Consider the following 14283-nt stretch of genomic DNA (forward strand, 5'->3'; position numbering starts at 1 on the left):
ACAGGTTTAGCGATGGAGATGGGCTGTAAGTGACGTGTTTTTGTTGTCCTGAAATTCAGAGGGAACGGATTAAGTCGTTTTTCCCCACTGGCGCACGGAGTGCCGTGCGTGAATGACCGGCGTATTCAAAGCGTCTGATGATTGAAAACATGTTCGCAAAACTGAAAGACTGGCGAACATGTTGCGAGCCGCTGTGCTCATACATTCATATCTGCAATCCCCATCGCAGCAAGCTTCATCATTCTCTCTCAAAGAATGAGTCCTGAGCCTAAGCGGTTTCCAAAGACCCTCTTATCAACATTGGGCCTTTGGCGGGTTTCAGGCCAGAGCCCTGCACACTCTCACCAAGGAACCAGAGACTTCCCGAGCGCCTTCTGGGCGGCCGGCGTCATGCCCATGTCATTACGGTTCCACCAGCCTCCGCCGAGAGACTGGAACAGACCCACGCTGTCTGAGAAACGCGCGCCCTCGGCCTGAACATAGGCCAGACGCGCCTGAGCATCAGTCTGCTGCGCCTGAAGCAGCACGAGTTCGCTGACATCTCCCAGACGCAGCTGCCCGCGGGCAATTGTCATGCTCTGCGTCGTTGCCTTCAGAAGATCCTCGTCGGCCTTCAGGGCATCAGCGTCGAACGTGACGGCATGCAGACTGTCCGCCACGTCCTGAATGGCGGACAGGACGGTGGCTTTGTAGGTCTCGTTGGCCTGAAGCAGGTTGTCGCGCGCCTGACGCTCGGCATGCAGGAGCGAACCGCCCTGGAAGATCGGCTGCATGACGGTCGCGGCGATCGTCCAGTTTCCATAGCCGGGCTTGAAGAAATCACTCATCACGCCCACGGCCTGCGCCGGTGTGGCGCTGAGCTGCACGTTCGGCAGACGGTTGGCGATGGCCACACCGATCTGCGCGCTGGCAGACTGGATCTGGGCCTGAGCCGCGCGGATATCGGGGCGCTGGTTCAGCAGGTCCGCCGGCAGCGAGACCGGGAGCGTCTTTGGCAGGGTGAACTGTTCCAGACGAAACTCGGGCAGCGGCGTGTTGGGCGTCACACCCACCAGAACCGCCATCTGGTCCCGCGTCTGCGCCAGCTGCAGGCTCAAACTGGGCAATGTCGCCTCAAGCTGGGCCACGGAGGCCAGCTGCTGCGCCATGTCCTGCCGGGATGCATTGCCGATCCCCTGCTCGGCCGTCACCGTCTTCAGAACGGCGCGCTGGCTACGGATCAGCGCGTTGGTGGCGTCGATCTCGGCGCGGATCGTGGCTTCCTCGATCGTCGCATTCACCAGATCGGAAATCATGGTGAGGGCGGTGGCTTCGAGCTGGAATTTCTGCAGGTCCGCCTGCGCTCCAGCGGCCTCGATGGCGCGACGCGTTCCGCCCCACAGATCCGGCACATAGCCGATATTCAGCTGCGCGGTGTGAACGTTATAGAGCCACACATTCGAGTTCGGAACGGGAGAATAGACCTTGGACGTCTTGTTCCGCGTCGGGTTGAACGAAGCGGAGAGCGTCGGATACAGACCCGCACCCTCGATCCGCCGCTGTTCCCACGCGGATTTGAGGCCCTGCTGCATGGCGCGCAGGGACTGGTTGTTGGCCAGCGCCTGATCGACGAGCGCATTCAGGGACGGATTGCCGAACACCATCCACCACTGGCCCGGAATATCCACGCCCGGCTGGAACTGCTGGGGCACGGTCGCGCCCGCAACACCATGCCCGGCGGTCGCGGTCAGGGGCTGGCCCTCATAGGCCGCGTTTTTCGGCAGATCCGGGCGATGGAAATCCGGACCGACCGCACAGGCGGAAAGCGCCGTCAGACACAGCAGAAACGATGCATGGCGGGACATCATGGAGTGCCGCATCATGATCCGGCTCCCTCTGTGGCAGATTGCGGACGCTTCTTCGCATCCCGGCGTTCAACCCACATTTCAAGCTCGCTGAAATAGACCGGCAGGGCAAACAGTGTCAGCAGCGTGGCGATCCCCAGACCGCCTACCACGACCGTCGCCAGTCCGCGCTGCACGTCCGTGCCCACACCCGTGGCAAGAGCTGCCGGGAGCATACCAGCCGTGGCCACTGTCGCGGTCATGAGAACCGGACGGAAACGCTCGGCAGCCCCGGCGATGGTGGCATCCCGAACCCCCAGACCTTCCACGCGATGACGGTTGATACTGGCAATCATGATGATGCCGTTCTGCACGGCCACACCGAACAGCGCGATGAAGCCCACGGCGGTCGCGATATTGAGTGTCTCGCCGCGGACATGCAGCGCGATCAGGCCGCCCAGCGTCGCCAGCGGCACCACGCTGAGGATCAGGAGCGCCTGCCGGATCTTGCGGAATTCGGCAAACAGCAGAACCAGCATCACCGCGAACATCACGCCCAGCGCGATCATCAGACGCTTCTGGGCCCGCTCTTCCTGCTGGAAGGAGCCAGCCCATTCGAGCGTATATTTTTCCTTGTCGAAATGCAGCTGCTGGTCGATCCGGCCCTGCGCATCCGCCAGATACTGCGACAGCGGACGCTTGCCGTTGTCCACGCGAATGGTGACCTGACGATGGCTCATTTCGTGGGCAATGTTGCTCTCGCCCATATGCAGCCCGACATGCGCGACCTGAGACAGCGGAATATAGGCGCCTTCCGCATCCAGAAGCGGGATCTGCGACAGGGACTGCATGTCTTGCAGGTCCTTGCGGCGGATATGGAGCGTCGCGTTATAGAAGCGGTCCCCCACGTAAACGGTCGTGATGGGTGCATCGCCAATGGCGTTCGACACGACATCGGAAATATCCGAAATGCTGATGCCATAGCGCGCGGCGGCCAGACGGTCGGCCTCGACTTCGATCTGCGGGATGCGCGGTTCCTGGAAGATCGACGCTTCCGCCGTCCCCGGAACCTGATGGAGAATATCCACGATCTGCTGACCGATGCGGCGCAGTTCCTGAAAATCATTGCCATAGACGCGCAGGACGAGCGGACTGTGCGCTCCGCCGACCAGATCGCTCATATTGTCCTGGATCGGCTGGCTGATGCCAAAGTCGATCCCCGGAATCTGCGACAGACGCCGGCGCAGACGTTCGACGAACTGCGCTTTGGTCTCGCCGGACGGCCACTGGTCATACGGCTTGAGGCCAACCGGCATTTCAATATGCGACGGCGTCCAGGGATCGGTTCCGTCATCCGAGCGCCCGAGCTGCGTGATGGCATAAGACGTTTCGGGGAACTCGCGGACCGCATGGCGCAGTTCATTGGCGATGGACTCGCCTTTCTCCAGAGAGATGCCGGTCGGCATCTGCACCTGAAGCCAGAGCGAGCCTTCATCCAGATCCGGGAGGAACTCGCGCCCGATGGACGCCCCAAGGATCACGACTGCGACCATTGCCGCAACACCGGCGCCATAGGCGATCAGCGGGCGGTCGATGAAATGGCCGAGCCAGTAGGTATAGCGGGCATGCAGCCATTCCAGCGGGCGGTTGTGCCAGATGTGCTTGGGCTTGCGCAGCGCCAGATAGGTCAGGGCCGGAATGAGCGTCAGGGCGCAGAGCAGCGCGCCCAGCAGCGCGAAGCTGACGGTATAGGCCATCGGGCGGAAGAGCTTGCCCTCGCTGCCCTCGAACGCAAACAGCGGGCTGTAGGCCACGATGATGACGAGCGTGGACGAGAAGATCGCCCGCCCCGCACGCTGCGCAACCGGCAGGACCTCGACGGGATCGAGCGCCTCGGTCGGGCGTTCCTCGCGGATGCGGAGGATCGTCTCGGTGATAACGATGGCGCCGTCCACGATCACGCCGAAATCAATGGCGCCTAGCGAAAACAGGTTCGCCGACATCCCGAAACTGTGCATCAGCACGAATACCACTGACAGCGCGAGCGGGATCGTCACCGCCGTGACAATGGCGCTGCGCGGACTGCCCAGGAACAGCGTCAGGATGACACCCACGAGGACGATGCCCTCGATCATCGTTTCCGTGACCTTGTGGGTCGTGGACAGGACGAGATGGTCGCGGTCCATATACGGCACGATGCGGACATGGCTCGGGGCGAGCTGCTGCTGGAGCTTGGCCACCGTGGTGTGAAGGCCATCAAGCACGAGTGAGGGGTTTTCCCCGCTCAGCATCGTCACCACGCCTTCAATCGTATCGGGATTGCGGTCCTTGCCCAGAATACCCTGTCGGACCTGATGCCCGAACTGGACACGCCCCAGATCCTTGACGAAGACCGGCACACCGCCATGACTGGCAACGACGATGTTCCCCATGTCATCCAGATTATGGATCATGCCGATCCCGCGGATGATGTAGGACTGCTCACCACGGCTCACGCGGCCACCACCGGCATTGGCGTTGCTGTTGCGGATGGCGGTCAGTACGTCTTCGAGGCCAACATGGTAGCGCTGCAGGGAATCAGGATCGAGAACGAGCTGATACTCACGTGTCAGGCCGCCGAAATTGTCCACATTGACGACGCCTGGCACACGCTGGATCGCCGGAATGATCGTCCAGCGCTGGAGATCGGACAGCTCCAGCAGGTTCTTGTCGTCGGATTCCAGCGTATAGCGATAGATCTCGCCGCTCGGCCCTGAAATCGGCCCCAGCGACGGCATGGCGCCATTGCTGAGTGGATTGTTGGCAAGCTGCGTCTCGACGAGCTGACGCGCCGCATAGACATTCGTGCCCTCACGGAAAATCAGCGTAATCAGCGAGAGGCCGAACGTGCTGGTGGAGCGACTGTCCGTCACGCCGGGAACGCTGGCCAGCGTCCGCTCGAGCGGGATCGTGACCTGCTGCTCCATTTCCTCGGCGGCCAGACCTTCCTGCTGGGTCGTGATCGACACGCTGACCGAGCCCAGATCCGGATAGGCCTCGACCGGCAGGATCTTCCACGAAAGACCACCGAGAAGCGCCAGGATCAGGGCGGAAAAGAAAACGATATTCCGGTGATTGAAGCACCAGGAGATGAAACGCTCGATCATCAGCTCAGGGCCACCGGATCAGTCATCATTCAGGAGAATGGCACCGCTCGTCACGATGCGCTCCCCTGCGGAAATGCCCTTGAGCACACGGACGTTTTCACCTTCATCGTAGCTGATGGCGATATCGCGCCGCTGGAACGTATGCGGCGCGGTCTCGATGAAAACGGATACCTGATCGTTGTTCATCAAAAGGGCGGCCTTGGGAATGATGATCTCGCTGGGCTGCGGGATGTTGAGTGTCGCATTCACATACATGCCCGGACGCAGGGCACCATCGGTATTGGGGCAGGCGACATAGGCGTTCACCCGACGCGTATCAACATGAAGCGCGGGATCGAAACTGATGACCCGTCCGGAACAGGTCCGTCCCGGGAATTCGTCGAAAGTAACCGACAGCACGTTGCCATCCCCGATCTGCGCCAGATTTTCCTGCGGAATGGCGGCAGCAATCCAGACCTGCGACAGGTCCAGAACCGTCATCTGGATGGCGGTCGGATCGGTAATGTTTTCCCCCGGTGCCATAATTGTCGTGGAGACGACACCATCCACGGGGGACACAAGCGGGGCCTGACCCTTTGCGGAATAGCCGGGTCGCGCGCCCAGAACCTGAAGCCTGCGCTGCGTGCGCTCGGCTTCCGCCTGCGCCTGCGCCAGATCATTGCGGGCGGCTTCGATGTCCTTGACGGCATTCCCGCCGATCGCCTGAACCCCCTGCGCGCGGGCATAGGCACGACGCGCGAAATCGAGGGTGGCACGGGCACGGGTATCGTCGGCCCATGCCTGATCCAGATCTCCGGCGGCAATCGTAGCCAGCACCTGTCCGCGCTGGACCCGCTGACCCAGATGGACCAGAACATCCGTGATCCGGCCCGCTACGGGCGCATAGACATTCACCTGCCGGTCCGGTTCCGTCATGACCTGTGCCGGAAGCAGAATGCCGTGATCACGGGATACGCTTGCAACGGTCTGCATCGTCAGACGTTTCTCGAGCGGACTGCCTTCCCGGACGACCAGACCATCCTTCGACTGCGTCACCATAGGAGGTTCGGCCGCTGCAACGGGCGAATGCGGGGATCGAAATCGCAGGACGGCGACGAGAAGGATGGCCAGGCAGAGCAGGCCAATGGCCAACGCGCCGACGCGGGTAACGCGCATGCTGATAGAAAACCCCGTAACTCTGTCAGGACAGACGTCCCGTTTTGACTGAAACGTCTGGACAATGACCTGTCGGCCAGCGTTCGGACGTTTTCATATCCCATGGAAGGACGCCAGACGTCACATACGGAAACGAAAAGATTTTTGCACTGATCGAATGACCGGATTGCAAAAGTTTTATGTGATTGCCACAAAAATGCAAAAAAGCGGCCCTTCGAAGAAAGGCCGCTTTCCTGATACGCCGGTTTCTGACCTGAAAATCAGAAGCGGTATTCGATACCTGCGCCGACAACGGTCGGATCGAGGGAATCATGCGCCGTGATCTTCGTGGTCTCGGCATTGTTCTGCGCCCAGGCATGGACCCGCATGAACATCTGCTTGACGTCGAAGTTGAAGAACCAGTTGCCGACGACCTGATAGTCGAAACCGACATTGACGGACGGGCCGCCCGTCACGCCAACATTGAGCTTCTGCGTAAGCGGGCCGCCAGCGGGGGACACGTTGTGGAACCAGGCCAGCGTTGCACCGACACCCGCATACGGGTTGAAGCGCTTGTGCGGGCGGAAGTGCCAGGCGAACGTGACGGTCGGCGGCAGAACCCAGGCGCTGCCCACATCAACCTTGCCCAGACCCGGAACGCCTTCAGCAGCGATTTCATGACGCGTGCTGGCTGCGATCAGATCAACCGACACGTTGTCCGTGAAGAAGTATTCGAACGTCAGCTCCGGCATGACCTGACGCGTCGTCTTGACGCGGCCGCCGAGATGCGCGCCGTTCAGCCGCAGGCTGCTGTCACGGTCTTCCGGCATGACGCCGAGGGCGGACAGACGAACGATGAAGTCGCCCTTGCCCAGTCCGATGCGCGTGTTGGCGCAGGTCTGGAACAGGCCGCAATGACCGGAAGCAGGCGCATGGATGTTTACGGAAGGCACGGGAGCCGCCGTCATGGGCGCACTGACCATGACCTGGGGCGCAGCAGCCGGAGCAGTGACCTGTGCAAACGCGGGAGTTGCAACGGCGCCGACTGCGGCGGCCAGCGCGAAAGCGTTAAATTTCATCTGGAATTTCCATCACCATTCGTTGAGCCTCACAAAGCACTCCTCCCCGCCCATCACCTTGACCTGAATCAAGTCTGGTAAATTATGTGGTAGTGTGGCTGAAAGTCTTCAGGCTGCGGTCAGCACAACGGGAACAGGATTCATCATGTCTGCGTCACATATTCCAGAGGATGTTCATGATCGTTGCGCCCATTGCGTAGGGCGACGTCTGAGTGTGTGCAGCAGCATTGACGACTGTGATCTTGCCATTCTTGCCAACGAGTCTTCACGAATGACCGTTGCCGACGGTCGATCCTTTATAGAAGAGGGCGCACCGGCCAACGATTTCTTTGTCGTGACCGGCGGCAGGGTCAAGCTTTTCACCCTTCTTCCGGATGGGCGGCGCCAGATCACCGGCTTTGCGGAAGGCGGGGACTTTCTCGGACTCGCCGCCTCCACGAGTTACGCTTTTGGCGCCGAAGCGCTCGGCGGGGCCACGCTGTGCCGTTTTCCCCATGCCGGCATGCAGCGCCTGACCGAACGCTTTCCCAGCCTTGAACACCGCCTGCGCGAAGAAGCCTCCCGCGAGTTGGCCCTGATGCAGGCCCGCATGACCCTTCTGGGGCGCAAGACGGCCCGCGAACGCGTGGCCACATTCCTGATCGAACGCTGCCAGCATCTGGAAAAGCCCGACATCTCCCATCCCGTCGAACTCGACCTGCCGATGCCCCGGACTGATATCGCGGATTATCTCGGACTCACTATTGAAACGGTCAGCCGGATCCTCAGCGCCTTCAAAAAAGAAAAGCTCATCAGTATCCGAAGCATTACCCACATCACGTTACTGATGCCGGAACGGATATCGACGATCGCCGAAGGCATGGAATAGGACCCTTTTCAAAAAGCCACATTCCCGCCATCAGGACGCTCTATGTTTTACTGATCCGTTTACAGGAGATGTCATGATTTTCATCCGCTTCCCCCGCACAATGCTTGCTGTCGGACTGATTGCCGGGGCTGCGTCCCTTGCTCCGCAGGCTTATGCGGCGGACACAACCGCCTCCAGCGCCTGCCAGCAGACTGGGCAGAACGATGTCGTCGGACGTCTGGCGCAGCGGGAAAACTGCCTGAACAGCAAGGTCCAGAACTATCAGAAGCAGTCCCAGGATGCGCAGGCCGCGCGCGAAAAGCGCATTCAGGACCTGAAGGACAAATACACCAACGCCCCGACCAGCGAAAAAGCACGCCTTCAGAAGCAGATCACTAGCGAACAGTCCAAACTGACCAGCCTGCGCGATCAGGAAAACCAGCACCTGCAACAGCTCAAGAATGCTCCGCAGGAACAGCGCAACCGCCTCAATGCCCTGGGCAGCAAGACCCGCGGCGATGTTAGCAACTTCCTGAACGGCGGCCTCTGATCCGGCCGCTCCGGCCCCCCTCGCGGGGCCGGAATTTCAGTGCCTCAAAGCGCCCTGAAGGCCTGAAGGGCGCGATCCCGCCCGTCTTTCAGATCAACGATCGGGCGCGGGTACGTTCTGCCCAGCACAACACCTGCCTGCCGCAGCTCCGCTTCTTTCGCGGCCCAGGGCTCAAACAGCGCCTTTCCTGACAGACGACGCAGTTCAGGCACCCACTGGCGGATATAATCGCCATCCGGGTCGAACTTTTCAGCCTGTCGCGTGGGGTTGAAAATTCTGAAAAACGGCGTGGCTTCGATGCCCGTCCCCGCGACCCACTGCCAGTTCATGGCATTATTGGCAAAGTCCGCATCCACCAGCGTCTCGCGGAACCAGGCCTCCCCTTCCTTCCAGTCGATCAGCAGATGCTTCGTCAGGAAAGACCCCACAATCATGCGGGCCCTGTTGTGCATCCAGCCGGTCTGCCAGAGCTGGCGCATCCCTGCATCCACGATTGGCACCCCCGTCTGCCCGCGCTGCCACGCTTTCAGATCTGCGGCATTCTTGCGCCAGTGCATCCCGGAAAATTTCGGGCTGAGGTTTTCGAACGGCAGTTGCGGCAGGTGATACAGCGTGTAGCGGGCAAATTCCCGCCATCCGAGTTCTGACAGAAAAATCCGCGGGCCATCCGTATGCGCGCCATGCTTCTGCAGCGCTGCCCAGACCTGCCGGGGGGAGACCGCACCGGAAGCAAGATAGGGCGACAGACGCGATGTTCCCTCCTCCGCCACCCTGTCCCGCCCCCTCGGATATTCCGCAACGGCGTCTTTCAGAAAATCCTCAAGATGCTCCTGCCCTTCCGCCTCTCCGGGCTCCCATGTCGTGCGGAACCCTGACGCCCAGTCCGGCGCCTGGGGACAGAGCTCCGCTTCGTTCAGCCGCACATCCGGCAGGACGGACTCCGGAACATCCTGAAACGATGACATGTCGGGAATGCCCAACGGCTCCGGTACGGCGTGGGTCTGAAGCGCCTTCCAGAACGAACCGCAGACCTTGTAAAATCCGCCCTGCTTCGTGCGCACCAGGTCCGGATCGAGCAGGACCGTGCCCCAGTGCGTCCGAACCTCACAGCCCTGCTGTTCCAGAGCCTGCCGGATCCGGTCGTCCTGTGCCCGTTCGCGCTCATGCAGACGATGATGCCAGTACACTGACGCAGCATCCATGTTCCGCGCGAACTTCGGAATCAGGTCCTCGGCAGAGCCCGCGAGCGTCAGCAGCGTTCCGCCCCGGCTTTGCAGTTGTGCCCGCAGATCGGCCAGTGCTCCATGAAGCCACCATCGCAATGCCGCTCCAGCCGGGTGCAGGGCCGGGGTTTTGTCGTCGAGAACATAAAGACAGATCAGCGGCCGGCCAGATGCCACCGCCTCATGCAGCGCAGGATGGTCGGCCAGACGCAGATCGTCCCGAAACCACACGATGGCTGGTTGGGTTGAGGCCTGGCGGGCTGGGGTACGTGCAGTCCGGGAACTGGGCATGGATCCTCACAAAAAGGGGAGATTCCTCATAAAGCGTCCGACACTGCCGATCGTTCAGAAGGGATGAAACGCCTTTCAATCCTGACCGGAAGCAGGCTGAAAAAATTTCACCCGCAGTCATGAACCATTGTCATCAAATGTCGTTTAATGGCCGAAACGCTCTTTAAGAGGATTTTTTCTATGTCCACCAAGTCCATCGCACGCATTGCCCTGTCCCTGGCTCTTCTTTCGGGCTCGGCCGTCACGCTGTCCGCCTGCAACACCGTGCGCGGCGCTGGTCAGGACGTGAGCTCTGTTGGACACAATGTCTCCCGCGGCGCCAATGCAACGCAGGGCGCAATCGAGCGCCACACGAACGCTTCTCCGAACTGAGTTTCCCGAAAACCCGTTCCGGGCTTTTCAGAACCGCCGGTCCTCGACCGGCGGTTTTTTTGTATCGGCACATATCGGACTCCAGCTTCAGAAACGGGTCCCTGTGGATTTTTGCTTGTCATTCCGGTCCGGACGGTTCCATAGTTTGATCTGAACAAAGACGTTCTCAGGGCGGGGTGAAATTCCCCACCGGCGGTATTGGCGGATTTCTCCGCCTCAGCCCGCGAGCGCCTTCCGGATTTCGGTCAGGAAGGGACAAGCAGATCCGGTGAGACTCCGGAGCCGACGGTTAGAGTCCGGATGGAAGAGAACGCAGCACTTGTCCGGTCACGGGCAGGTCAGGGTGCATGCCATCCTGCCTGTTTTCCGTTCCGGCTGAGGGCGGCGTGCGCCTTGCGAGCGTCCCGACTGTAACGGGACCAGAAGACGCACCTTGGCTGAGCAGACCATCTTTTCCGACACAGTTTCGTTGACCGCGATCCGCGATGGCTTTCGTTCGGCCATCGCGCAGGCTGTCGAGACATTCGGCGCTACCGCTCCCAACCCGTCTGTGGGCTGTACGCTGCTGGATGCGGACGGCCGTATCCTGACGGTTGGTGTTCACCCCCGCGTTGGCCAGCCCCATGCCGAAGCCATGGCTCTGGCGCAGGCCCGGGCAGCGGGCGTGCTGGATCAGGCGCGCGTGGCGCTGGTGACGCTGGAGCCCTGCAACCACACCGGACGTACCCCGCCCTGCAGCGAAGCCCTGCGCAACAGCCCGGTCCGCGAAGTCTGGATCGGTGCGGCCGACCCGAACCCGCAGGCCGCTGGTGGTGCGTCACGGCTTCGCGAAATGCCGGGGGCAAAGCGCGTGGTCATGCTGGCGGATCGGCCGGAGATGGCCGATCTGGCACGGGACTGTTGTGCCCTTCTGGCGCCTTTCGCAAGCCGCGTTGTCCGGCACCGCCCGTGGATCAGCGTCAAGCAGGCGCTGGACGAACACGGCTCCATGGTGCCGCCGCCGGGGCAGAAAACCTTCACATCTCCGGACTCGCTCGTCCTCGCGCATCGCCTGCGCCGGGCAACGGATGCGATCATCACCGGGATTGGCACCGTTCTGGCGGACCGCCCGCGCTTCACCGTCCGACATGTTCCGGACCATGAGGACCGCAAACCCCGCCTGCTCGTCGTCTGCGACCGCCACGGCCGCCTTCCGACAGACTGGATCGCCGAAATGACGCAGGCCGGGTTCGACGTCATTTCCAGCCCCGATCTGCTCTCGGTCCCCGCCATGCTGGCGGAGCGGGGTGTGAACTGGGCGATGGTCGAAGCGGGACCTGCCCTGCTGGCCTCAGTGTCCGAAGCCGGGCTGTGGGATGACTGGCTCACTATTCATAAAACTGCGGACGCTGACCGCATCGACCTGAAATCGCGGGACGAGAGCCCGCTGCGACTGGTGAGGGAAAACGCATGTTCTCTGGAATCATAGAGCGTCTGGGCACAGTCCGCTCAGCATCCGTCCGCGACAAGGCCATGGACCTAACCGTGGAGACCGGCTTCCCCGATCTGGAACTCGGCGAAAGCGTGGCTGTGAACGGCGTGTGCCTGACGGTCGAAACTTTCGATTCAGCGGGCGTGGCAACGTTCCATCTCAGCGGCGAGACGCTCTCCCGCACACCACTGGATCAGCTCAAAGCCGGATCGCGCGTCAATCTGGAACGCGCCGTTGCCGCCAGCACGCGTCTTTCAGGCCATATCGTGCAGGGTCATGTGGATGGCGTGGCGACCCTCGCCAGTGTTGAAAAAGCGGGCGATTCCTATGCCCTCCGCGTGTTCGTCCCGCAGGTACTGCGCCAGTATGTCGTGGAAAAGGGCTCCATCACCTTCGACGGCATCAGCCTGACGGTGAACGATCTGCATGACGACATCACGCGCGGCAATCAGGTCGGTTTCGAAGTCGGCCTGACAATCATCCCGCACACCTGGGAACACACCAACCTCTCCACACTATCGGTCGGGGACCGGATGGATGTGGAGGTCGATGTGCTTTCCAAATATGTCGAGAACCTGCTGCGGTTCTCCCCCAGCCTTGGAAAGGTGGCCTCATGAAGCCGTCCCTGAAAGCAGCCATCGAGGCCATCCGCGCGGGCGGCATGGTCGTCATGGTCGATGACGAAAACCGGGAGAACGAAGGCGATCTGGTCATGGCGGCACAGTTCGCCACGCCGGAAGCCATCAACTTCATGGTCCGCGAGGCACGCGGGCTGATCTGCCTGCCGCTGGAAGCCGAACAGGCGGACCGTCTCGCCCTGCCACCCATGGTGGCGCGCAACCGCGACCCGCGCGGCACGGCCTTCACGGTTTCGATCGAAGCGGCAACAGGTGTGACGACCGGCATTTCCGCCGCCGACCGCGCCCGCACGATTGTCATCGCCGCCAATCCTGCGGCCAGGGCGGACGATCTCGTTTCGCCCGGACATATCTTCCCCCTCCGCGCCCATCCGGAAGGTGTGCTGGGCCGCAACGGTCATACGGAAGGCTCCATCGACATCGCGCGTCTGGCCGGGCTGGAGCCCGCTGGCGTGATCTGCGAAATCATGGCCGATGACGGCAGCATGATGCGCCTGCCGGAACTGCGGAAATATGCCGCCCGCCACAACATGCCCATCGTCAGCATCGCCGACCTTCAGGACTGGTGCCGCGAGCATGGACGTGGCGCCATTGCGGGCCACGATCTGATCTGCACGCCCGTTCCGGCTGCGGGCGAAATGGTGGCCGAATCCGCCCTCCCCAGCATTTTCGGCGGTCACGATCTGCGCATTCATGCCTTCCGCGCCGTCGATGGCGTGGAGCATGTCGCGCTGGTGAAGGGCGATCCGTCCAAGGGCGTGCCACTGGTGCGCCTGCATTCGGAATGTGTGACAGGCGATGCGCTCGGCTCCATGCGCTGCGACTGCGGCGCGCAACTCCGCGAGGCGCTGGAGCGGATTTCGGCATCCGAATCCGGCGTTCTGGTTTATCTGCGTGGCCATGAAGGTCGCGGGATCGGGCTGGCCAACAAAATCCGCGCCTATGAGCTTCAGGATCATGGGATGGACACTGTGGAGGCCAACGAGGCCCTCGGCCTGCCCGCTGATGCCCGCGAATGGGATGCGGCGGCCGACCTGCTGCGGCATCTGGGTGTGAGTTCGCTCCGCCTTCTGACGAACAATCCGGACAAGGAATCCAACCTCGTCCGCTTCGGCTTTGACGTGCAGTCCAGCGAACGGCTGGAAATCGAAGCCAACCCTTTCAACCGCGCCTATCTTGCGACCAAACGCACACGGATGGGCCATTTCCTTCAGGAACAGCCGGCATGAGCACACATATTCCCGTAGCCCCCGACCTGCAGCTTTCTCCGGCTCCGAAAGTGGCGATCGTTTCCAGCCGCTTCAACACGAGCATCACTGGCGGCCTGAAGAATGGCGCGCTAGAATGGCTCCAAGAGCGCGGCATCACGGACGTGGACGTCTATGATGCCCCTGGCGCTTTTGAACTGCCCCTTCTCGCACAGCGTCTGGCGAAATCCGGCCAATACGAGGGCGTGATCTGCCTGGGCTGCGTCATCAAGGGCGACACCGCGCATTTCGAGTTCATCTCGCTGGGCGCGACCATCGGCATCATGCAGGCCCAGCTTGCAACGGAAGTGCCGATCGCTTTCGGCATCCTCACGACCTACACCGAACAGCAGGCCGTGGACCGCTCCCGCGCAGATGCCGAAAACAAGGGCCGCGAAGCCGCTGCCGCCTGCGTCGAGACCCTGGCCTTCCTGCGCAACGTGCCAGCACGGTCCTGACCCT

At 61.6% G+C, this 14283-nt stretch carries 12 protein-coding genes and 1 riboswitch; of the genes, 7 read left to right on the plus strand and 5 right to left on the minus strand.

The features are described 5' to 3' along the window. Positions 1-341: 341 nt before the first annotated feature. From A0U94_RS12615 to A0U94_RS12630, 4 genes are all read right to left on the minus strand, one after another. A complete protein-coding gene (locus tag A0U94_RS12615) occupies positions 342-1862 on the minus strand; it encodes an efflux transporter outer membrane subunit (protein WP_077803566.1) in 1521 nt (506 codons plus the stop codon). Next, complete coding sequence (locus tag A0U94_RS12620; RefSeq protein ID WP_077803567.1) at positions 1859-4969, minus strand: efflux RND transporter permease subunit; 3111 nt, start codon at positions 4967-4969, stop codon at positions 1859-1861. Before A0U94_RS12620 ends, A0U94_RS12615 begins: the two co-directional genes overlap by 4 nt. Before the next feature lie 18 nt (positions 4970-4987). Continuing rightward, positions 4988-6124 carry an efflux RND transporter periplasmic adaptor subunit gene (locus A0U94_RS12625; RefSeq protein ID WP_077803568.1) on the minus strand — a complete coding sequence of 379 codons (1137 nt, stop codon included), beginning with the start codon at positions 6122-6124 and terminating at the stop codon, positions 4988-4990. Between the two features lie 260 nt (positions 6125-6384). Beyond that, complete coding sequence (locus A0U94_RS12630; protein ID WP_062106522.1) at positions 6385-7182, minus strand: OmpW/AlkL family protein; 798 nt, start codon at positions 7180-7182, stop codon at positions 6385-6387. A gap of 271 nt (positions 7183-7453) precedes the next feature. Here A0U94_RS12630 and A0U94_RS12635 point away from each other — a divergent pair, with 271 nt between their 5' ends. After that, positions 7454-8050, plus strand: coding sequence for a Crp/Fnr family transcriptional regulator (locus tag A0U94_RS12635; RefSeq protein ID WP_062106540.1), 597 nt, complete (start codon positions 7454-7456; stop codon positions 8048-8050). Positions 8051-8123: 73 nt separating this feature from the next. Then, on the plus strand, positions 8124-8579 hold the full coding sequence (locus A0U94_RS12640; protein ID WP_077803569.1) for a hypothetical protein: 456 nt from the start codon (positions 8124-8126) through the stop codon (positions 8577-8579). Between the two features lie 44 nt (positions 8580-8623). Here the strand turns inward: A0U94_RS12640 and A0U94_RS12645 are convergent, their stop codons facing one another. Then, positions 8624-10093, minus strand: coding sequence for a cryptochrome/photolyase family protein (locus A0U94_RS12645; RefSeq protein WP_077803570.1), 1470 nt, complete (start codon positions 10091-10093; stop codon positions 8624-8626). Positions 10094-10273: 180 nt separating this feature from the next. Here A0U94_RS12645 and A0U94_RS12650 point away from each other — a divergent pair, with 180 nt between their 5' ends. The 5 genes from A0U94_RS12650 (at position 10274) to ribH (ending at position 14279) form a co-directional block, all read left to right on the plus strand. After that, positions 10274-10465 (plus strand): entericidin A/B family lipoprotein, encoded by a 192-nt coding sequence (locus tag A0U94_RS12650; RefSeq protein WP_062027319.1) that lies wholly within the window; start codon positions 10274-10276, stop codon positions 10463-10465. 158 nt (positions 10466-10623) lie between these two features. Then, positions 10624-10781: riboswitch (FMN riboswitch) on the plus strand. Positions 10782-10898: 117 nt separating this feature from the next. Next, the gene (gene ribD, locus A0U94_RS12655) at positions 10899-11933 is read left to right on the plus strand and encodes a bifunctional diaminohydroxyphosphoribosylaminopyrimidine deaminase/5-amino-6-(5-phosphoribosylamino)uracil reductase RibD (protein ID WP_077803571.1); all 1035 of its coding nucleotides are present in this window, start codon (positions 10899-10901) and stop codon (positions 11931-11933) included. Continuing rightward, positions 11915-12553: a riboflavin synthase gene (locus A0U94_RS12660; protein WP_062106515.1), complete on the plus strand. Its 639-nt coding sequence runs from the start codon at positions 11915-11917 to the stop codon at positions 12551-12553. The genes ribD and A0U94_RS12660 overlap by 19 nt, the downstream gene beginning before the upstream one ends. Further along, positions 12550-13803 (plus strand): 3,4-dihydroxy-2-butanone-4-phosphate synthase, encoded by a 1254-nt coding sequence (gene ribB, locus A0U94_RS12665; RefSeq protein WP_077803572.1) that lies wholly within the window; start codon positions 12550-12552, stop codon positions 13801-13803. Before A0U94_RS12660 ends, ribB begins: the two co-directional genes overlap by 4 nt. After that, positions 13800-14279, plus strand: a complete 480-nt coding sequence (gene ribH, locus A0U94_RS12670; protein ID WP_077803573.1) for a 6,7-dimethyl-8-ribityllumazine synthase — start codon at positions 13800-13802, stop codon at positions 14277-14279. The genes ribB and ribH overlap by 4 nt, the downstream gene beginning before the upstream one ends. Positions 14280-14283: the final 4 nt, after the last annotated feature.

The sequence above is a fragment of the Gluconobacter albidus genome, from assembly GCF_002005485.1.
GTDB classification, from domain to species: Bacteria; Pseudomonadota; Alphaproteobacteria; order Acetobacterales; family Acetobacteraceae; genus Gluconobacter; species Gluconobacter albidus.